Below are 16,926 nucleotides of genomic sequence, written 5' to 3'. Positions count from 1 at the left end.
GACTCCCGGTCTCGAGTGAACTCACCTTTCGTGTATTGTTCACAAGATCCTTGCTAACTTCCCTCACCTTTATTAAGTGGGAATCGAAAGGGGTGGGTGAGAATCGGTAACTCAGTGACACACAATGGCTAACGAAGATAACAATAATCCTCAAACGAGTAGATCTGGAAACGCCCCCGTCGGACGCCGAACGTTCCTCGGGGCTGCGGGCGCTGGTGCGGTCACGACGACGCTGGCCGGCTGTCTAGGGGGTGTGGACAGCGGCGGTGACGACGGCGTGTTCAAAATCGGCCACCTGGGCCCGACCGAACTTCAGATGGGGCGCGGTGCCGAACGGAGCGCGGAACTCGCCGTCGCCGAGCTGAACGAGAACGGTGGTATCCAGGGACAGGACGTCGAACTGCTCTCGGAAGACACCGGTGGCCAAGTGTCGGAGGCCGAGCGGGTGACGGAAAATCTCGTCGGTTCGGACCAGGTCGACCTGCTCGTCGGTACCTTCGTCAGTGAAGTCACCCAGGGGATCATGGACTACGTCGCGGAACGAAACGTGCCGTTCGTCATCACCGGCTCCGCCGATCCGGCGACGATCACGGAACGACACGGGCAGGACTACGAAAAATACAAGAATATCGTTCGAACAGGCCCGATCAACTCCGATCTGCAAGCGGAAGGCATGGCCAACTACGCGAGCTACCTCAACGATCTCCACGGCTTCGAGAACTTCTCGATCCTGGCCGACGACGCCGCCTGGACCGGGTCGTTCCGGGAGATCCTTCCGGATGCGATCGAGGAGAACGGCGACCTCTCGGTCGTCTACGAGGACAGAATGCCGCTCGGAGAGGACAACTTCAATCCGTACATGGACGAGGCCGCCGCAAACGACACCGATGCCGTCCTCCGATTCATCGCACACGGCGGTGCCGCAACGTTCAGCAGCACCTGGGCGCAAAACGAGTACCCGTTCGCCGTCGAAGGGATCAGTGTGCCGGGGATGTCCCCCGAGTTCCTGGCTGCAACCGAAGGTGCCGCGATGTACGAAACGACGTCCCAGTCCGGTGCGGGCGGCGTCTCGGAGCTGACCGAACAGACGATGCCGTTCGTCGAAGCGTACGACGAAGAGTACGGCGGCGAAGAACCGCCGAGCAAGCCGATGTACATGGGATTCAACTCCTACGACGGAATCCTCTTCTACGCGAACGCGGTCGAAGAGGCCGACACTATCGACTACAACAGCGATCTCGACAGCATCGTCGACGCCATGCTCGGCCTCGAGTTCACCGGCGCTGCGGGGAAGATTTCGCTCTACGGCAAGGATTCGGAGTACCCGAACGACCTGAAGGAGACCAGAGACGACGACGGTATCATCTCGAACTTCCCGGTTACGCAGTGGCAACCAGACGGGGACGGCGGTGTCGTCGAGTGTGTCTACCCCGAAACGTACGCGACTGCGGATCACATCGTCCCAGAGTGGATCTAAGCGGAATACGAAGGAATGTTAGAGACACTACTCTCGATTCTGGTGTTGGGGGCGATGATCAGCGCCGTCTACGCACTGATCGCGATCGGATTCACCATGATCTTCGGCGTCGGTGGCGTGTTGAACCTCGCACACGGTGCGCTGATCATGCTTGGTGCCTTCGTCTATCTCGCGCTGACGTCGACCGCTGGTGCGATCTCACTGCCGCCGATCGTGGGATTCCTCATCGCGGTCGCCGTCACGGCCGCTGCATCGTACGCGCTGTACGCCGGACTCGTCAAGTACATCGAGGACAACATCGTGATCACGTTCCTCGCGACGGTCGTCGTGGCGCTCCTGTTGACCGAGCTGATTATCATCCAGTTCGGCAGCGCACCGTCACAGCTCATTCCGATCGTTTCGGGGACGATATACCTCGAGTCCGTCGGCACTCGGATTCGGTACGCACAGTTGCTCGCGTTCGTCGTCTCGTGGATCGCGATCGGCGCCCTCTGGTACTACGTCACGAAAACCGACGAGGGGCGCTCGATTCTCGCAACGTCGATGAGTACGCGCGGCGCGGAACTCACCGGGGTCAACCTACAGAAAGTCAAATCCCGAACCTGGCTGATCGCCGGCACGTTCGCCGGGATCGCCGGCGTGTTTATCGGGACCCTGAACTCGACGTCACCGCAGATGTGGCTCAGTCCGCTCGCACTCGCCTTCATCATCGTCGTGATCGGCGGCATCGGCAGTATCAAGGGCTCCGTCATCGCGGCGTACCTCATCGGCTACCTCGAGACGGCGACGGTCGAGCTCCTTGGAGCGAATTTTCAGGGGGTCCTATCGTTAGTCGTTCTCGTCGCGATCTTACTGGTCAAACCAAACGGCTTCTTCGGGAGGGAGCTCGTCCATGAGTAGCGCTACGGATCGGTTGAACGCTGCGACGAGTAGCGCAACGGATCGGTTGAGTATCGTGACTGGCCCCATCGATCAGTTACTCCAACCGCTGGCGAACGTCTACAACCGGTTGGTCGGTGACTACTTCGGTGAAATGAACGGGCTCCAGTTCGTGTTGATCTTCGGAACGGCCGCCGCGCTGTTGACAGCGCCGTTCTGGGGGAACTTCGGGCTCGTCAGAGCGATGTCCATCGCAGCGATCTGGGCGATCTTCGCGATGAGCTGGGACATCCAGAGCGGCTACACCGGCTACATCAGCTTCGGTCACTCGGTGCTGTCCGGTGCTGCGGGGTACACGACGGCGATGCTCATTCACAACGTCGACCCGGGACTGTCGATGATGATCACCATCCCGGTGTCGATCCTCGCCGCACTCGTGGTCGGGCTCGTCATCGCCTTGCCGTCGCTCCGGCTGACCGGGCCGTACTTCTCGTTGATTACGTTCGTCGCCGTGTTGATCTTCTACCGATTGATCCCCTCGTTCAGCGAGTACACTGGCGGGGAAACGGGAATCCAGTCGGTGGAGGTCTTCACCTACGATCCGGTCGCCCGGTACTACTACATGATCGTGCCGATGCTCCTGATCGCGATCGTGCTGACGCTGATCGCTCGCTCGAACATCGGATTGATCCTCGTGTCGATCCGCGAAAACGAGGCTGCAGTCAACGCGGCCGGGATCAACGCGACGAAATTCAAGATCTTTTCGTTCGCACTGAGTTCGATCCCGATGGGGATCGGCGGCGTGTTGCTGGTCCACTTCAGCGGCGGCGTCGATCCGACGACGTTCATCGTCGTCGACCGAAGTATCGAAATGATCGCGATCGCCGTCCTCGGCGGGATGAGTTCGATCCTCGGCCCGCTCGGTGGGGCATTCTTCCTCATCGTGCTCCGGGATTACATCCTCACCGACATCGCCAACCTCGGATCGTCCATTCGCTGGACGGTCTTCTGGGCGCTCGTGTTACTCGTGCTGGTGTTCGCCCGCGATGGCGTGTTCCGCAAACTCTGGCACGGGCTCGACCGGCTCGGAGGTGATCGCCGATGAGTCTGCTCGAGGTCGACGGGCTGACGAAGAAGTTCGGCGGTCTGGTCGCCGTCGACGACTTCTCGCTCGAGGTCGAGGAGGGAGAGATCGTCGGCCTCATCGGACCGAACGGCTCCGGAAAGTCGACGGTGTTCAACTGTATCATGGGCATCTACGACGTCACCGACGGGGCGGTTCGCTTCGACGGTGCCGACATCACCGACGACGCGACCCACGAGGTCGTCAACAAGGGGCTCTCGCGAGTCTCCCAGGAGTCGAACCCGATCCAGGAGATGCCGGTTGCGGGCAACATCAAGCTGTTCACGCTCCCGAACCGCATCTTCTCGTTCTACGGCGGTGCGACCGACGAGGAGATCTACGAGTACGCCGCCCGCATCGATATCGAGGACAAGCTCCACGAGATGCCGGACGAGTTGCCCCACGCGGACGTTCGTCGGCTCGAGATCGCCAAGGCGCTGGCGACCGAACCCGAGATGATGCTGCTCGACGAACCGTTCGCCGGGATGAATCAGGCCGAGATCACCGAACTGGCCGACCAGATCGATCACTTCCGCGATGAGGGGATGACGATGGTCGTCGTCGACCACAACATGGGCGGCCTGATGGAACTCGTCGATCGAATCGTCGTGATCAACAACGGTGACTTCCTCGCGGCGGGAACGCCCGAGGAGATCGCCGAGAACGAAGCGGTGCAGGAAGCGTACCTCGCCGGGGAGGGTCTCTAATGACGGACACGATACTCGAGATCGAAGATCTCAACGTCTACTACGGCAAGTCACACGCGTTGAAGGGCGTCTCGCTGTCGATCAACGAGGGCGAGATCTACGGCGTCATCGGGCCCAACGGGGCCGGGAAGACGACCATGCTCAACGCCATCGCCGGCTTCGTCGACTACGAGGGGACGATACGGTACGACGGAACGGATCTCACCGGCGTGAGCCCGCAACAGCGCGTCAGGGACGGCCTGATCTACTGTACCGAGGATCGGGACCTGTTCCCGTACTTCTCGGTTCACGAGAACCTGCTGATGGGCGCGCAGTTCCGCAACGACCGCGATTCAGTCCGGCAGGATCTCGATATGATCTACGAGCTGTTCCCGCGGCTCGACGAACGCCGCGAACAGGAGGCCGAGACCATGAGCGGCGGCGAACAGCAGATGCTCGCCGTCGGCCGCGCGCTCATGAGCGATCCCGACGTGCTGATGCTCGACGAGCCGACGCTCGGCCTCGCTCCGGTCATCATCCAGGACATCAGCGAGGCGCTCGAGCGACTCTCGGACCAGGGCCTGACGATCCTGCTCGCCGAGCAGAACTCGACGTTCGCGCTGCGCCACGCCGAGCGGCTCTCGCTGATCGAAACCGGCGAGATCGAACTGGCGGGAACGTACGAGGAGTTCCACGACAACGAGTACGTCCGCGAGGCGTACGTCGGCGTCCACTGAGGGGCCGACGTCCGAGTTCGATTCCGAGTTCGATTTCGATTTCGAGTTCGACTTCGACTTCGAATTTTCGAGTGCGATGCCGGCCGCCCAGCGGCGCTACGCGTCCGACGCGAGTCCGCCCTGGAACGTCGCCACGGCGTCCCGGAACGCGTCCGGGATGCGGGTCGTCTCCTCGGTCTCGAGGTCGACGGCGACCTGCGTGACGGTGCCGTCGGCCAGCAGTTCGCCGTCGTGTTTGCGCGTGGCCCGATACTCGTACTCGAGACTCGCCGTGCCGATGTCGGCGACCCGCAGTTCGTTGACGATCACGTCCTCGAACTCGGCACCGGTGCGGTAGTTCAGTTCCGTGTTGGCGACGTGGATCTGCCAGCCGTTGTCGATCATCCGATCGTAGCCGTAGTCGATCGCCCGCAGGAAGGCGGAGACGGCCTCGTCCTGGAACGTGAAGTACTCGCCGTAGAAGACGATCCCTTGCTGATCGGTCTCCGCGAACCGGACGCGATTCTCGAACACGGGCTGAAAGGCGGGGCCGTCGGACGCGCGGTCCGCGTCGGTCGTGTCTCGTGTTCCCATACGAGCAACGCCGTCGCGACGAGCAAAACCGTACCGGCCACGGCAAGCGGTCGCCGACGAACGGCGTGGCAGTTCGCCGGGCACGAATCGGCCGCTATAGCCCCGACTGCATCGCCTCGAGATCTTCCTCGGCGTGACCACAGATCACCCGCGCGTCGTGACGGCGCTCGAGGTCTTTGAGCGTCCGCAGGCTCTCGAGCCACGCGGGCTTGCTCCAGAGGAGGTAGCCCCCCATCGGGAGTTCGTACTCGTAGTTCGCCCGCGTGTAGGCCTGATCGCCGGCGAGAATTACGGTGCCGGCCTCGTCGACCTCGAGTTTCACGCCGAGGAGGCCGGGCGTGTGTCCGGGCAGGTGGACGAACTCGAGACCGTCGAACCCCTGCCGGCGGTCGCCGTGGACGATCTCCCAGTCGAGATCGCGGTCGAAGTCGCCGCGGACGTAGGCATCGCTGCCCTCGTCGGTCGTGACGCTGTAGTAGGCGTGTTTCAGTTCCCGCTCGTGGACGAAGATCGGCGTGTCGGTGCCCTCGAAGGCGTAGAGACCGCCGGCGTGGTCGAGATGGAGGTGAGACTGGATCACGTAGTCGATGTCCGCGACCGCGTAGCCGGCCTCGGCGAGGTCGTCCTCGAGCGGGCGGAGGGCCGTGTGTTCGAACGTGGCGTACAGCTCGTCGGGCCAGTGGCCGTCGGCGGCGTTGGGATGAGAGCCGGTATCCCAGAGGATCGTCCCCTCGGGGTGGTCGATGACGATGTTGTAGACGGGTCCCTCGCCCATCGTCGTCTCGGGGTCCGGCTCGTCGGCCGTTCCGCGGACGTATCCCTCGATAGCGTTGTTGACGTCGCTGGTGACCGTTCCGCGATCGATCGGCGTGAGCGTCGCGTCGACCATACTCGCAGCACGAGCGATTGTCGCTTATACGTGTGGGAAGCGGTGACACTCCCGTTGTCGGACCGTCGTCAGCCGGTGCGACGACTCCCACCCTGCCGGAACGGCTCGCTGTGAATGCGTGCCGTCGTCCTATCCGTCGTCGCGCCGTGTCGGACACATGGGCAGACTTTCGACGATCGTGATCCTCGTCGGGATCGCGATGCTAGTCGTCCCGGTTCCGCCGATCGCGAGCGCGTTAGGGGGCGTCGCCGTCGTCCTCGTCGGAATCGCGCTTCGGTTACTGACGGATCGGTGATGAGCGACGCGACCCAGCGGCGAGTGATCGTCGACACGGACACCGCCGGAGACGACACGCAGGCGCTCCTGCTGGCGGCGCTCTCCGATCGCGCCGCGCTCGAGGGAGTCACGATCTGTGCCGGGAACGTTCCCTTCGCGTATCAGGTCGAGAACGCCAAGTACACGCTCGATCTCGCGGGCGTCGCGGACGACGTACCCGTCTACGAGGGTGCGCGATCACCGCTGCTGAAAGACCACGAGTTCGCGGAGTACATCCACGGCGAGGGCGGGCTCGGCGGGGACTGCTTCCCCGAGACGGGGATTCCGTCGGCCGACGAACACGCGGTCGATTACATCGTCCGCGCGGCGCGAGCCGATCCCGGCGAGCTCACCCTGGTCTGTATCGCACCGCTGACGAACCTCGCACTGGCGTTGCAGCGCGAACCCGACCTTCCCGACCTGCTCGCGGACGTGTGGATCATGGGCGGGGCCGTCAACACGCTCGGAAACGTCACCCCCGCGGCCGAGTACAACTTCTGGGCCGATCCCGACGCCGCGCGAGCGGTGATGGCCGCCGTCGAGACGACGCTGGTCGACTGGGGCGTGACCGTCCGCGACTCGCTGTTCGGGGCCGACGTCTTCGAGGAAATCGAGGCCATCGGGACGCCGCTGGCCGACTTCTTCCTGACGGTTACGGACGCCGTCCGGGAGTTCAACGCACAGTCCGACCACGATGCGATCGGAGCCGACGTCACGACCCAGCCGGACTCGATGACGGTCGCGACGCTGCTCGAGCCCGACCTGATCGAGGAACACGGCAGATACGCCGTCGAGGTCGACGACCGCGACGGACTCACGCGCGGGTACAGTCTGGTCGACGAACTCGGCGTCACCGACGCCGAGCCGCGAACGCGCGTCGTCGAATCGGTCGACGGCGACCGGTTCCAGCGGATGCTGCTCGACACGTTTCGACACGGCGATCCGCACTACTCGGCGTGACTGACGCTGGACCCGGACTCGGCAGTACCGGCGAGCCGCGGCCGGGGCGGGCCGACACGGGCTCGCGGACGCGCTGCTTGCATTGTTAGGTCGATCGTTTTCCCCACCACCGGCCGACGTTCGCGTATATGCCTTCGACTCCACGGGTTCTCGTCGCCGGCGGCGGGCTGGCCGGGCTGGTCGCCGCGCGACACCTCGCCGCCGGCGGCGTCGACGCCGCGCTGGTCGAACGTCGAGAAACGGTCGGCGGCCGCGTTCGGACCCTCGAGCGGGACGGCTACCGGTTCGACCGCGGCTTCCAGGTCCTCTTTACCGCCTACCCGGCGGCGCGGCGAGAGCTCGATCTCGAGCGACTCGAGTTGCGCCGATTTGCGCCGGGGGCGACCATCGCGGGACCGAACGGCCGGTCGACGCTGGCCGATCCGCTTCGGCAACCGGCGACCGTTTCGGCGACGGTGTCGAACCCGTACGTGTCCGTCGGCGACGCGATTCGGGTCGCGCGGCTCTGGTGGACCCTCCGGCGGAGCGACCCGGACGACACGTTCGCCGGGGGCGACGACCGCATCGACGACTACCTCCGGGAACGCGGGTTTTCCGACCGCTTCGTCGAGGGGTTCGTCGCCCCGTTCTACGGCGGCATCACGCTCGATCGGTCGCTGTCGACTTCTGCGAACGTGTTCGAGTACACTTTCCGGACCCTCGCGGCGGGCGAGATTGCGGTTCCGGCCGCCGGGATGGAAGCGATCCCGGCCCAGCTCGCCGACCGCGTCCGAGCGGCCGGCGGAACGATTCGAACGGGCGTCGAGATCGAGTCGATCGCAGCGGGCAGCGACGACGGCTCGAGCCGGGGTGAGCGCGGCGACGGCGGCCCCGTCACGGCGGCAACCGACGACGGGACGATCGACGCCGATGCCGTCGTCGTCGCGACCGATCCGCCGACGGCTCGCGAGCTCACCGACGTCGCCGCGATCCCCACCGACGGCCGCGGCTGCGTCACGCAGTACTACGCCCTGCCGGCGGCGGTCGATCTCGAGACGGACCGGCGACTCCTGCTGAACGCGACCGATCGGGGGCCGAACCACGTCGTCCCCCACAGCGCGGTCGCGCCGGAGTACGCCCCCGACGACGCCACCCTGATCAGCGCGACCTTCCTCGGAGACCGCGAGGAAGCCGACGCGTCGTTGGCCGATCGAACCCGACGCGCTCTCGAGTCGTGGTACCCCGACCGACGGTTCGACGGCCTCGAGACGCTCCACACCGCGCGCGTTCCGTTCGCGCAGTTCATGCAGCCGCCGGGGTTTCGCGACCGGCTCCCCGACACCCGCGACCCCACGGGGCCGGTCTACCTGGCCGGCGATTACACGCGGTGGTCCTCGATTCAGGGGGCGATGGAGAGCGGTCGGCAGGCGGCGAAGGCCGTGATCGACGATCTCTCGGAGTGACCGCCTCGACTGCGGCTGCCGTCCACGCGCGGGATGTCCTCGCGGTGTCCGATCGGCGTGGCCCCGACGTTCCCCGAACGATGACAGTCTCCTCAGGGCCGAGAAATACTGAACTCCGTTCGTCTCGTTGGCCCGGACACGGAGCGGAATTCGCTATGGCCATGGACGACCTCCTCGAGGGAACGGCGTTGACCGGGCGACAGGCGGCGATCATTTTCTTCACCTTCCTCGCGCTGATTATTCTCTCGGCGCTCGTGTTGATCACGTTCAGCGACTTCTTCAGAGACCTGGTGCTGTACGGCGACGCGACCGCCCTTCGAACCGGTGTGACGGCTCTCGTAACCGACGGATCGTCGTTCGAACGCTAGCTCACAGCAGCCGCCGACACTCCCCGAGCGGCGGGAACCACAGCGTTTCGCCGCTCGCATCGTCCCTGATCGCGGGGTGGAAGGCGTCGGCGTTCCGGACGACCGGCGTCTGGAAGTCGCGACCGGCCATCCGGTTGACGGTCGACCCGGCTGCGAGGCGGGTAAACGCCGGGAGCACGAGCACGTCCGCCCCGCAGTATTGTCCCGGTCCGTAGAGGAAACACGGTCGTTTGCGCCCCTCGATCGACAGCGCCGGGTGGACGTGACCGACGATGTACCGGTCGGCCGCCGCCTCCGGCTCCTCGTGACCGTGACAGACGACCGTCTCGCCGTCGGCCAGCGCGTACTCGTCGACCGTCTCGCCGCCGAACGCCTCCTCGAGCATCGCGTCGTGGTTGCCGGGCGTGACGATCAGGTCGGCGTCGGCCTCGTCGACGGCGTCGGCGAGACGGCCCAGATCGCGCTCCACCCCGCGCGGAATCCGCGAAAAGGAGTGCAACAGGTCGCCGGCGACCACGACCGTGGTCGGCCGGGTTTCCGCGAGCCGATCCCGCAGCCGATCGACGACGTCGCTCCCATCGTCGATCGGAACGTCGACGCTCGAGGCGGCCGCCTTCCCGAAGTGGACGTCCGCGAGGACGAGCGTCTCGGCGGCGGGGACGGCGACGGCGCGGTCGCGGAGGGTGAACGGAACGTCGACATCGACGTCGACGGCGGTCATCGCTCGGTCTCGGGGCCGGACGACGGTTCCGACGCGGCCGTCGTCCCGCCGTCGGCTCGGGCTTCCGTCCCGAGGGCGTCCGTGAGATCGTACTCGGTGCCGGTCAGGATGTAGAGGACGTCCTCGAGCGGCTCGAGGACCTCGGGGAGCAGCCGGACGACGAGGTAGGTGATCCCAAGCAGGGCGACGATCGACAGCGACTGCGCGATGAAGTTGTGGGCGACGATGTAGGACGTCCGGTCGGCGGGCGCACCCATGAACTCCGTGACGACGTAGACCAGCGCGTCCTGCTGGAACCAGCCCCACGGCGAGGCCAGCCCGATGAAGACGTTTCGGACGAGGTTGAGGAACCAGATGACGCCGACCGAGAGCGCGAAGGGGACGACCTTCCGCCTGAGCGGTGCGTCGACTGCGGCGATGAGCCCGCCGAAGATGGCCATGCTGCCGATGCCGGTACAGGACATGATGATGTAGGTCGTGCGGCCGGTCACCGTCTCGTCGGAATCGAAGGCGAATCGGCTCTGGTAGCCGTTCAAGCCTTCCTCGATCCCGGGACTGTGACCCAGGAGCTCCATCCCGAAGTGGGTCTGGGCGGCGGTCGTCTCGATGAGCCAGGTCTTGACGACTGGGATCGTTTCGGCGGGCAGGTAGAACAGACCCATGAACGCGACCGCTCTCGAAAGCAGCAGCAACGACTCGCGCCCCTGCACGAGCAGGTACCCGGCGTAGGCACACAGCGGCAGCGCCGCGAGCGTCAGCAGCGTCTGGATCGGGCTCTTGACCTCGAGATAGTAGTGGGGGACCATCGTCAGCCAGAAGAGCCCGAAGACGACCCAGGCCCCCGCGGCGAGATACCGCGCAGGATCGACGGCACCGCGCCACTCGAGGACCATCGCGACGACGAACACGCCGATCGCGATCCACGCGAGCGAATCCGACAGCGGAATCGAATCGATACCCGCGGCGAGGATCGTCGTGGGTCCCGTCGTCACGAGGTCGACGGGCGTCGTACCCGCGGCGGTCGTCGCTGGTAGGGCCGGCATACTCAGGCTATCCGACGGACTCTCCCGCTATCAATTTGACGCCTCGAACCCGTTCGTCGGTTCGACTGCGACGACGGCCGACAAAAGGTTCGACGGCTGCGACGGACGATCGAGCATCGCGTACCTTTTTGCACCGCTCGCGAAAAGGCTAGCCATATGGTCGACGTCCTCGACAACAAGCGGGCCGCGACGCGATTTCGGATCCTCGTCCAGATCGCCGAGCGCCAGCCCGCGGTCAGCCAGGGGGAGATCGCCGAGGAAGTCGGCGTAACGAGCCAGGCGGTCAGCGAATACATCCGCGAACTCGTCGACGACGGCCTCGTCGAGAAGGAAGGCCGGTCGCGGTATCGCGTCACCCGCGAGGGCGTCGACTGGCTCTTCCGGGCGGCCGACGACGTCCGCCGATTCGCGGACCACGTCACCGGGGACGTCCTGGGTGCGATGAGCGAGGACGCCTACATCGCCACCGAGGCGATCGAGGAGGGCGAGACCGTCTCGCTGACGGTGAACGACGGACTTCTCCACGCTACGCCGGGAAGCGAGGGTCCCGCGACCGGGATCGCGACGACCGATGCCGAAGCCGGGACCGACGTCGGCGTCACCAGCTTCGAGGGCGTCATGGACCTCGCGCCCGGCTCCGTCACCGTCCTGCAGGTCCCGTCGATCCGAACCGGCGGGAGCCGAGCGATCGACGACGGAACCGTCACCGACGCCTGTGACGAGGCCGAGCTCGTGGTCGCCGCCGGCGTCGAGGCCGTCGTCGCCTGTCGGCAGGCGGGTACCGACCCCGACATCACCTTCGCCGTCGGCGACGTCGCAGCCGACGCCGCGAACCACGGCCTCGAGGTCACCGCCGTCGCGACGACCGACGCCGTCGGTCGGGTCACCGACGCGCTGCGGGACGCCGACGTCTCCTACGAAGTCCTCGAGGGCTGATTCGAGGCGACCGTCTCGAGCACCGGTGATCGAGCCCCCTCCAACGACTTTAGGTGGTGTCCCTTTGACGGTAAGTGCGTTCCATTCGGTTGGTGCCGATCATGGAGTCGACGGAGGCGTTCAGAGTGCTCGCCAGCGCCGACCGTCAGTACCTACTCCACGAACTCGCCGAGCAGAACGGGGAGAGCACCGTCGGGGAGCTCTCGCGACGGGTCGCCGTCCGGAGACATCGGACCACGTGCAAGAACGTCACCGGGGCGGAAATCGACCGCGCTCGCGTCCGGCTGGTCCACATCCACGTTCCGCAGCTCGTAGAGCGGGGCGTAATCGACGTCGACCGACAGAACGGCTGCGTCGCGTTCACCGAGGACGAGAACGTCGACCTGCTGTTCGAGGCCGCCGAGGAACTCGACGAATGGCCCCCGGAGCCGGAGCTATCCCATCCGCCGTAAGCACGCGGACTGCGCCGCTCGAGGCGGTGTTCGAGCGAAACCGAGGTCGATGAACCGGAAGAGTGGATCACACCGCCGAACTGACCGCCGCAACGGAACGAGAGCCGACGGACCGCGACGCCGTTACCCGATGTATCGCAGGTCGTCGTCGGTCGGCACGTCCATCTGCTGTTGCTGTTCCATCTCCTGGATCTTGCCGATGACGTCCTCCATCTCGTCGGCCCGTTCGTCCAGGGACTCGTAGTCGAGTTCGAAGCCGAGCACGTTCTCGAGCACTTCGAGCACCGCGCGGGCGCTCTTGGGGTCGACGAGATAGCCGCTGGTCTCGCCCATCAGGCAGCTGGCCTCGAACCCGCGGCGCTCGCCGAGGCCGAGCAGGAGCCCGGAGACGCCGACGATCCCGCCGGCTGGTTCGTCCTCGCGGAACTCGACGCCCGCGTCCTCGAGCGCCTCGAGCATCGACTCGTCGCTGACGGCGCCGACGACGGCGTACTCGTCGATGAGTTCGCCGGTGGGGACGCCGCCGAGCGCGTAGATTTCGTTCGCGCCGAACTCCGCGGCGATGTCGAGGAAGGCGTCGGTCAGCGTGTAGTGGCCCTCGTTGCTCTGGGCCTGATGGTCGCCGGTCAACAGCAGCAGATCCCGCCCCTCGGGAACGTCGACGGCGTAGATCTCGGCACAGGTTAGCTCCGAAATGCCGTCCTCGACGCTGACCTGGGGTGGGAACTCCCGGGCGTAGATCCGCCGTACGAGCGTACTCTCCCCCTCGAGTTCCTCGAGCAGGTGTTCGACGGCAAGGGTGCCGACGTGTCCGACTCCCGGCAACCCCTCGACGAGGACGGGGTCGTCCAGTTCGACCTCGGCGACTGCGTCGATCTCGAGTTCGTCCATACCGTATCAGCGGCGGCGACGTTTAAGAGCGCGTCGGTACTCGCCGTACGGATCGGCCGGGTCGAACGGCGCTGGCGCGCTGTTGACCGCCTCGGCACCACAGTCAGGACAGGTATCAGAAAGAGTGTACACCGGGCGGTCGTGGACTCCGCGCCACGCCGAACACACCCGAATGTCGGATTTCATTACTCGTCGTCGGTTCGGCGCTCTCGGTGGTACGCCCCGGTCCCGCCGTGCCCTTCGATCGCGGTAACCGCACGCTGTGCGCTCTCCTCGAGCTGGGACTCGGCGGTCTTGTAGTTCGGGGCCTGTACCGTGATTCGGTACTCGGGCGCGCCGACGTAGCTCACTTCGAGATCGACTTCCTCGGGGACCTCGCCGTTGCCTTCGGCCGCTTCGAGGGCCTCGCGGATCCCGTCGACGCCGGTCTCGGTGGGATTCTCGAGGTCGACGTAGCCGGTGACGTTGACGTACGGCACCGAGACGTTCTCGCGGGCCGTATCGACGATCGACTCGATTTCCCCGTCGTCGAGATCGGTGTCCTCGAGCGCCTCCTCGCCGTGGATCGCGGCCTGCTTGAAGCCCTCGTAGAGGCCGCCGTGGATGGCGATCAGTTCGTTGGCGATGGCGGTGTAGTCCTCGTCGTCGATCTCCTCGCCGAAGGCCAGCTCCATCCAGTTGTCGGCCTTCTGCTCGTTTTTCCACTCCTGAATCTTGTCGGAGCGCTGGTGGTCGTTGACGTCCTTCAGCGAGAGATCGATCTGCTGCGAGCTCTCGTCGACGTCAAGGACCTTGCAGACGGCGATCTGGCCCTCGCGGACGTGATCGCGGACGTTCTTGATCCAGCCGCTCGCGACTTCGGAGATGTGGATCAGGCCGCGCTTGTCCTCGTACTCCTCGAGATCGACGAAGACGCCGAAGTCCTCGATTTCGTCGATCTTGCCGACGACGAGTTCGCCGGGATCGGGCCAGCCGCTGTACTTCATCGTGACTCGACTGTCTCGACGATCTCGTGTTCGATCTCGGCTTTGCCACCGGTCGGTCGCACGAGCGTCGTCCCGCAGACGGCGCAGGCGACCTCCGAGGAGGCCTTCCCGAAGACGGTCTGTTCGTTCTCGCAGTCACCGCATCGAACGCTGTAGAAATTTCCTGCCATTGGTATCACTCCTGGAACTCGAGTCGGCCGGCGCGCCATCCCTCACGGAGGTGGGCCCTGCCGCACTCGCTGCAGCGGTATTTGAGGTCGGTCTTCTTCGTCGGCTTCTCGCCACCCGGCACCTTGGAGAAGCGACCGGAGTTCCCGATCGAGGCGCTGTTGCGCCGCGTTCGGCGAGCGTCCCACTTCATCCCGCTCGAGCGGCCGGTTCGAGACTTCTCGACTTCGTGCTCGTGGTGTTCGTTACAGTGCGGACAGTACGTATTGAATCGGCGTGGCATCTGCATGGTTATCTCACTTGCCGTGGGCTAAGATACCGCTGTTTAAAAAGCGTTTGATCGCAGAATTCACCGGTCGACCGTGAGAGCGGATGGCAGGAACGCGGTCGCGTCGTCGGCTCGCGATCGACGGGAGGATCGGGCTGGCGCGTTCTCCGAAGCGTTTAATCCGCTCTCCTGTGAACGCTCGAGCATGAAGCAGCTCATCATCCACGGCGATCCCGGGATCCGAAACGGAGCGATCGTCCGGTACGAGGGGGAGGAGGTCGTCTGTTTCGGGATCAATCGAAACGGCGAGTACCACGGCCCCGATCGGGTCCAGCTCTGGTGTACCGTCGGCTCCGAGGGCGAGTACGAGGACTACGAGAAGCGAAACTTCACGCCGCACTTCCTCGACGTGGACCGCGTCGACGCCGAGGACGTCGAGGTCGTCCGCGCGAAAAGCGACCTCGCGGTCTGACTCCGTCGCCTCTCGTTCGCCTCGGGTTCGCGGATCGTCGCCGAACGTTTTCCGCGTTCCGTCGGCCGTGTCGGGACGACCGAGTGGGGTACTCGAACGGATTCTCGCGGATGTTGTAACTCGGCTGAACGTTTCGGAGCGCGACCGGAAGAGAAAAACCGGTGCTCTCGCCAGTAGACGGTAGGCTCGAGGCTGCCCACCACGATGAGTGATTCCCTGTCAGAGGCCGTCCGGATGCGAGTTCGCGCGCTGTGTTCGACGGCACGGTTCGGTCAGTTCGCCGGCGTCGGGACGGTCGGTGCGATCGTCGACAACGTCGTCCTCTTCGCGCTCGTCGACGGGACGTGGCTCGGACTGGGGCCCGCGAAGGTCGTCTCCTGGGAACTCGGCATCGCGGTCATCTTCGTGATCAACGAACGGTGGACGTTCGCGAGTCACGGACAGGTCGGGCTGCGAGCGCTGGGACGGCGATTCCTCCGCTCGAACGCGGTGCGATTCGCCGGCTTCCTGGTGACGCTGGCAGTCCTGACGGTGCTGACCGAACGGTTCGGCGTCTGGTTCCTGATCGCGAACGTGATCGGGATCGGCGTCGGCTTCTTCGTCAACTATACTTGTGAGAGTCTCTACACTTGGCAGGTCCATCAGGAGTAGCGGTAGAAACCCGCATACGGCTACCGAATCACAACCCTTAACTAGCACACTCGGGTATGATCTGGTAGCGGGATGGGATAGCCAGGAGATTCCGGCGGGCTCATAACCCGCAGATCGGTAGTTCAAATCTACCTCCCGCTATACTTTTGCCGCGAGCAAATCCGCGAGCGGTGAGTATAGCACGGTGATGTTTTGGCGCGAACTGGGTCGGTGAGCGCCGACCATCGTACCACCCTCCAACCACGGTTCGACGCGACCACCAGCGAGGAGCAACGCGACGACGAGGTCCAACGCGACGAGCGTCAGCAATCGGCCGTCCGCGATCCGTCTGCCGCGATCTCGACGTCCGTGCGGTCGGTGAGCCCTCGAGCGGCGGCGTCCGAGCGGGAGACCCGTACCTCGATCGCGTAGGTGCCGGGTCCGACGGGTACCCACTCGTCGTCGGCGATCTGTATCCGCTGGGACCACTGCCGCCGGAACGTCTTGCGCTCGCCGCGAGCGAAGGAGAAGGCGGCGGGCCGGTCCGGGACCGTGCGCGGCACGGTCGACGCCTCGCGTCGCCCGTCGACGGCCCAGGTCCAGCGGTTGGGCGACTCGGTCCGGATTCGGATCGGGAACGGGAGTCGGTTGCGAAACTCGACGGTGATGTCGACGGGCTCGCCGGGCTCGTACCGGCGCGCGTCGGTCGACACGCTGACGTCGATCGCCCGATAGCGCAGTGCCGTCGGCGTGAACGCGTGGCTGAACGCCGCCCAGTCGATCGTTCGCGAGCCGTCTCCGCCGGGCGCGAACGGCTCGTCGTCGCGCTCGAGCGTGCGCGATTCGTCGATCCGTTTCACGATCCGCGCCCTCGGTCGTCGGTCCCGCGTGCGGGGAGTACGCGGTGTTC

At 65.2% G+C, this 16,926-nt stretch carries 23 protein-coding genes and 1 tRNA gene; 14 read left to right on the top strand and 10 right to left on the bottom strand.

All coding sequences use genetic code 11. The features are described 5' to 3' along the window. Window positions 1-124: 124 nt before the first annotated feature. Genes BMX07_RS20255 through BMX07_RS20235 form a run of 5 tightly spaced genes read left to right on the top strand, consistent with a single transcriptional unit; the run spans window position 125 to window position 4,902 of the window. Window positions 125-1,477: an ABC transporter substrate-binding protein gene (locus tag BMX07_RS20255; protein WP_090621575.1), complete on the top strand. Its 1,353-nt coding sequence runs from the start codon at window positions 125-127 to the stop codon at window positions 1,475-1,477. 15 nt (window positions 1,478-1,492) lie between these two features. Next, window positions 1,493-2,377 (top strand): branched-chain amino acid ABC transporter permease, encoded by an 885-nt coding sequence (locus BMX07_RS20250; RefSeq protein ID WP_175480226.1) that lies wholly within the window; start codon window positions 1,493-1,495, stop codon window positions 2,375-2,377. Then, window positions 2,370-3,461: a branched-chain amino acid ABC transporter permease gene (locus BMX07_RS20245; RefSeq protein ID WP_090621570.1), complete on the top strand. Its 1,092-nt coding sequence runs from the start codon at window positions 2,370-2,372 to the stop codon at window positions 3,459-3,461. The genes BMX07_RS20250 and BMX07_RS20245 overlap by 8 nt, the downstream gene beginning before the upstream one ends. Then, a complete protein-coding gene (locus BMX07_RS20240; RefSeq protein ID WP_090621565.1) occupies window positions 3,458-4,186 on the top strand; it encodes an ABC transporter ATP-binding protein in 729 nt (242 codons plus the stop codon). The genes BMX07_RS20245 and BMX07_RS20240 overlap by 4 nt, the downstream gene beginning before the upstream one ends. Then, on the top strand, window positions 4,186-4,902 hold the full coding sequence (locus BMX07_RS20235) for an ABC transporter ATP-binding protein (RefSeq protein ID WP_090621562.1): 717 nt from the start codon (window positions 4,186-4,188) through the stop codon (window positions 4,900-4,902). The genes BMX07_RS20240 and BMX07_RS20235 overlap by 1 nt, the downstream gene beginning before the upstream one ends. 96 nt (window positions 4,903-4,998) lie before the next feature. On the opposite strand, the gene BMX07_RS20230 is transcribed toward BMX07_RS20235, so the two are convergent. After that, a complete protein-coding gene (locus BMX07_RS20230; RefSeq protein WP_090621560.1) occupies window positions 4,999-5,475 on the bottom strand; it encodes an acyl-CoA thioesterase in 477 nt (158 codons plus the stop codon). Between the two features lie 94 nt (window positions 5,476-5,569). After that, window positions 5,570-6,364, bottom strand: a complete 795-nt coding sequence (locus BMX07_RS20225) for an N-acyl homoserine lactonase family protein (protein ID WP_090621557.1) — start codon at window positions 6,362-6,364, stop codon at window positions 5,570-5,572. 157 nt (window positions 6,365-6,521) lie between these two features. Between BMX07_RS20225 and BMX07_RS20220 the strand changes: the two genes are divergently transcribed. The 4 genes from BMX07_RS20220 to BMX07_RS20205 all read left to right on the top strand — a co-directional run bounded on the left by BMX07_RS20220 (window position 6,522) and on the right by BMX07_RS20205 (window position 9,449). Continuing rightward, window positions 6,522-6,659, top strand: a complete 138-nt coding sequence (locus BMX07_RS20220) for a transporter (protein ID WP_090621555.1) — start codon at window positions 6,522-6,524, stop codon at window positions 6,657-6,659. Continuing rightward, entirely contained in the window at window positions 6,659-7,639 is a 981-nt protein-coding gene (locus BMX07_RS20215) for a nucleoside hydrolase (protein ID WP_090621552.1), read from the top strand. The genes BMX07_RS20220 and BMX07_RS20215 overlap by 1 nt, the downstream gene beginning before the upstream one ends. Before the next feature lie 128 nt (window positions 7,640-7,767). Further along, entirely contained in the window at window positions 7,768-9,081 is a 1,314-nt protein-coding gene (locus BMX07_RS20210; RefSeq protein WP_090621550.1) for an NAD(P)/FAD-dependent oxidoreductase, read from the top strand. Window positions 9,082-9,236: 155 nt separating this feature from the next. Further along, a complete protein-coding gene (locus BMX07_RS20205) occupies window positions 9,237-9,449 on the top strand; it encodes a hypothetical protein (protein ID WP_090621548.1) in 213 nt (70 codons plus the stop codon). A 1-nt stretch (window position 9,450) separates the two neighbouring features. Here BMX07_RS20205 and BMX07_RS20200 read toward each other — a convergent pair whose 3' ends face one another. Both BMX07_RS20200 and artA read right to left on the bottom strand, forming a co-directional pair. Continuing rightward, window positions 9,451-10,170 (bottom strand): metallophosphoesterase, encoded by a 720-nt coding sequence (locus BMX07_RS20200; RefSeq protein ID WP_090621545.1) that lies wholly within the window; start codon window positions 10,168-10,170, stop codon window positions 9,451-9,453. After that, window positions 10,167-11,213, bottom strand: coding sequence for an archaeosortase A (artA, locus tag BMX07_RS20195; protein ID WP_090621542.1), 1,047 nt, complete (start codon window positions 11,211-11,213; stop codon window positions 10,167-10,169). The genes BMX07_RS20200 and artA overlap by 4 nt, the downstream gene beginning before the upstream one ends. Before the next feature lie 156 nt (window positions 11,214-11,369). Between artA and BMX07_RS20190 the strand changes: the two genes are divergently transcribed. Together BMX07_RS20190 and BMX07_RS20185 are read left to right on the top strand one after the other, a co-directional pair. Next, a complete protein-coding gene (locus BMX07_RS20190) occupies window positions 11,370-12,149 on the top strand; it encodes a DUF7839 domain-containing protein (RefSeq protein ID WP_090621539.1) in 780 nt (259 codons plus the stop codon). Between the two features lie 101 nt (window positions 12,150-12,250). Then, the gene (locus BMX07_RS20185) at window positions 12,251-12,601 is read left to right on the top strand and encodes a DUF7344 domain-containing protein (RefSeq protein WP_090621536.1); all 351 of its coding nucleotides are present in this window, start codon (window positions 12,251-12,253) and stop codon (window positions 12,599-12,601) included. 123 nt (window positions 12,602-12,724) lie between these two features. On the opposite strand, the gene BMX07_RS20180 is transcribed toward BMX07_RS20185, so the two are convergent. The 5 genes from BMX07_RS20180 to BMX07_RS20160 are packed head-to-tail and all read right to left on the bottom strand — an operon-like array spanning window position 12,725 to window position 14,935. Continuing rightward, window positions 12,725-13,492 carry a proteasome assembly chaperone family protein gene (locus BMX07_RS20180; protein ID WP_090621533.1) on the bottom strand — a complete coding sequence of 256 codons (768 nt, stop codon included), beginning with the start codon at window positions 13,490-13,492 and terminating at the stop codon, window positions 12,725-12,727. 6 nt (window positions 13,493-13,498) lie between these two features. Beyond that, complete coding sequence (locus BMX07_RS20175) at window positions 13,499-13,678, bottom strand: RNA-protein complex protein Nop10 (protein WP_090621530.1); 180 nt, start codon at window positions 13,676-13,678, stop codon at window positions 13,499-13,501. Beyond that, complete coding sequence (locus BMX07_RS20170) at window positions 13,678-14,478, bottom strand: translation initiation factor IF-2 subunit alpha (RefSeq protein WP_090621528.1); 801 nt, start codon at window positions 14,476-14,478, stop codon at window positions 13,678-13,680. The genes BMX07_RS20175 and BMX07_RS20170 overlap by 1 nt, the downstream gene beginning before the upstream one ends. Further along, window positions 14,475-14,648 carry a 30S ribosomal protein S27e gene (locus BMX07_RS20165; protein ID WP_012942081.1) on the bottom strand — a complete coding sequence of 58 codons (174 nt, stop codon included), beginning with the start codon at window positions 14,646-14,648 and terminating at the stop codon, window positions 14,475-14,477. Before BMX07_RS20165 ends, BMX07_RS20170 begins: the two co-directional genes overlap by 4 nt. A 5-nt stretch (window positions 14,649-14,653) precedes the next feature. Continuing rightward, entirely contained in the window at window positions 14,654-14,935 is a 282-nt protein-coding gene (locus BMX07_RS20160; RefSeq protein WP_090621525.1) for a 50S ribosomal protein L44e, read from the bottom strand. A gap of 184 nt (window positions 14,936-15,119) precedes the next feature. Between BMX07_RS20160 and BMX07_RS20155 the strand changes: the two genes are divergently transcribed. The 3 genes from BMX07_RS20155 to BMX07_RS20145 all read left to right on the top strand — a co-directional run bounded on the left by BMX07_RS20155 (window position 15,120) and on the right by BMX07_RS20145 (window position 16,178). Then, a complete protein-coding gene (locus BMX07_RS20155; RefSeq protein ID WP_090621522.1) occupies window positions 15,120-15,386 on the top strand; it encodes an HAH_0734 family protein in 267 nt (88 codons plus the stop codon). Window positions 15,387-15,590: 204 nt separating this feature from the next. Next, a complete protein-coding gene (locus tag BMX07_RS20150; RefSeq protein WP_090621518.1) occupies window positions 15,591-16,037 on the top strand; it encodes a GtrA family protein in 447 nt (148 codons plus the stop codon). Window positions 16,038-16,103: 66 nt separating this feature from the next. Beyond that, window positions 16,104-16,178: transfer RNA gene (locus BMX07_RS20145), tRNA-Met, on the top strand. A 161-nt stretch (window positions 16,179-16,339) separates the two neighbouring features. Here BMX07_RS20145 and BMX07_RS20140 read toward each other — a convergent pair. Further along, entirely contained in the window at window positions 16,340-16,876 is a 537-nt protein-coding gene (locus BMX07_RS20140; RefSeq protein WP_090621516.1) for a DUF7974 family protein, read from the bottom strand. Window positions 16,877-16,926: the final 50 nt, after the last annotated feature.

The sequence above is a fragment of the Natrinema salaciae genome (genome assembly GCF_900110865.1).
Classification (GTDB): Archaea; Halobacteriota; Halobacteria; order Halobacteriales; family Natrialbaceae; genus Natrinema; species Natrinema salaciae.
This window is presented reverse-complemented; position numbering and strand designations above follow the sequence as displayed.

Coding starts and splice junctions, on each gene's coding strand:
- BMX07_RS20165 (WP_012942081.1), bottom strand. CDS start 14,648: ATGGCAGGAAATTTCTACAGCGTTCGATGCGGTGACTGCGAGAACGAA.
- BMX07_RS20205 (WP_090621548.1), top strand. CDS start 9,237: ATGGCCATGGACGACCTCCTCGAGGGAACGGCGTTGACCGGGCGACAG.
- BMX07_RS20220 (WP_090621555.1), top strand. CDS start 6,522: ATGGGCAGACTTTCGACGATCGTGATCCTCGTCGGGATCGCGATGCTA.
- BMX07_RS20240 (WP_090621565.1), top strand. CDS start 3,458: ATGAGTCTGCTCGAGGTCGACGGGCTGACGAAGAAGTTCGGCGGTCTG.
- BMX07_RS20160 (WP_090621525.1), bottom strand. CDS start 14,935: ATGCAGATGCCACGCCGATTCAATACGTACTGTCCGCACTGTAACGAA.
- BMX07_RS20215 (WP_090621552.1), top strand. CDS start 6,659: ATGAGCGACGCGACCCAGCGGCGAGTGATCGTCGACACGGACACCGCC.
- BMX07_RS20185 (WP_090621536.1), top strand. CDS start 12,251: ATGGAGTCGACGGAGGCGTTCAGAGTGCTCGCCAGCGCCGACCGTCAG.
- BMX07_RS20255 (WP_090621575.1), top strand. CDS start 125: ATGGCTAACGAAGATAACAATAATCCTCAAACGAGTAGATCTGGAAAC.
- BMX07_RS20210 (WP_090621550.1), top strand. CDS start 7,768: ATGCCTTCGACTCCACGGGTTCTCGTCGCCGGCGGCGGGCTGGCCGGG.
- BMX07_RS20155 (WP_090621522.1), top strand. CDS start 15,120: ATGAAGCAGCTCATCATCCACGGCGATCCCGGGATCCGAAACGGAGCG.
- BMX07_RS20175 (WP_090621530.1), bottom strand. CDS start 13,678: ATGAAATCCGACATTCGGGTGTGTTCGGCGTGGCGCGGAGTCCACGAC.
- BMX07_RS20250 (WP_175480226.1), top strand. CDS start 1,493: ATGTTAGAGACACTACTCTCGATTCTGGTGTTGGGGGCGATGATCAGC.
- BMX07_RS20190 (WP_090621539.1), top strand. CDS start 11,370: ATGGTCGACGTCCTCGACAACAAGCGGGCCGCGACGCGATTTCGGATC.
- BMX07_RS20200 (WP_090621545.1), bottom strand. CDS start 10,170: ATGACCGCCGTCGACGTCGATGTCGACGTTCCGTTCACCCTCCGCGAC.
- BMX07_RS20225 (WP_090621557.1), bottom strand. CDS start 6,364: ATGGTCGACGCGACGCTCACGCCGATCGATCGCGGAACGGTCACCAGC.
- artA (WP_090621542.1), bottom strand. CDS start 11,213: ATGCCGGCCCTACCAGCGACGACCGCCGCGGGTACGACGCCCGTCGAC.
- BMX07_RS20230 (WP_090621560.1), bottom strand. CDS start 5,475: ATGGGAACACGAGACACGACCGACGCGGACCGCGCGTCCGACGGCCCC.
- BMX07_RS20180 (WP_090621533.1), bottom strand. CDS start 13,492: ATGGACGAACTCGAGATCGACGCAGTCGCCGAGGTCGAACTGGACGAC.
- BMX07_RS20170 (WP_090621528.1), bottom strand. CDS start 14,478: ATGAAGTACAGCGGCTGGCCCGATCCCGGCGAACTCGTCGTCGGCAAG.
- BMX07_RS20235 (WP_090621562.1), top strand. CDS start 4,186: ATGACGGACACGATACTCGAGATCGAAGATCTCAACGTCTACTACGGC.
- BMX07_RS20245 (WP_090621570.1), top strand. CDS start 2,370: ATGAGTAGCGCTACGGATCGGTTGAACGCTGCGACGAGTAGCGCAACG.
- BMX07_RS20150 (WP_090621518.1), top strand. CDS start 15,591: ATGAGTGATTCCCTGTCAGAGGCCGTCCGGATGCGAGTTCGCGCGCTG.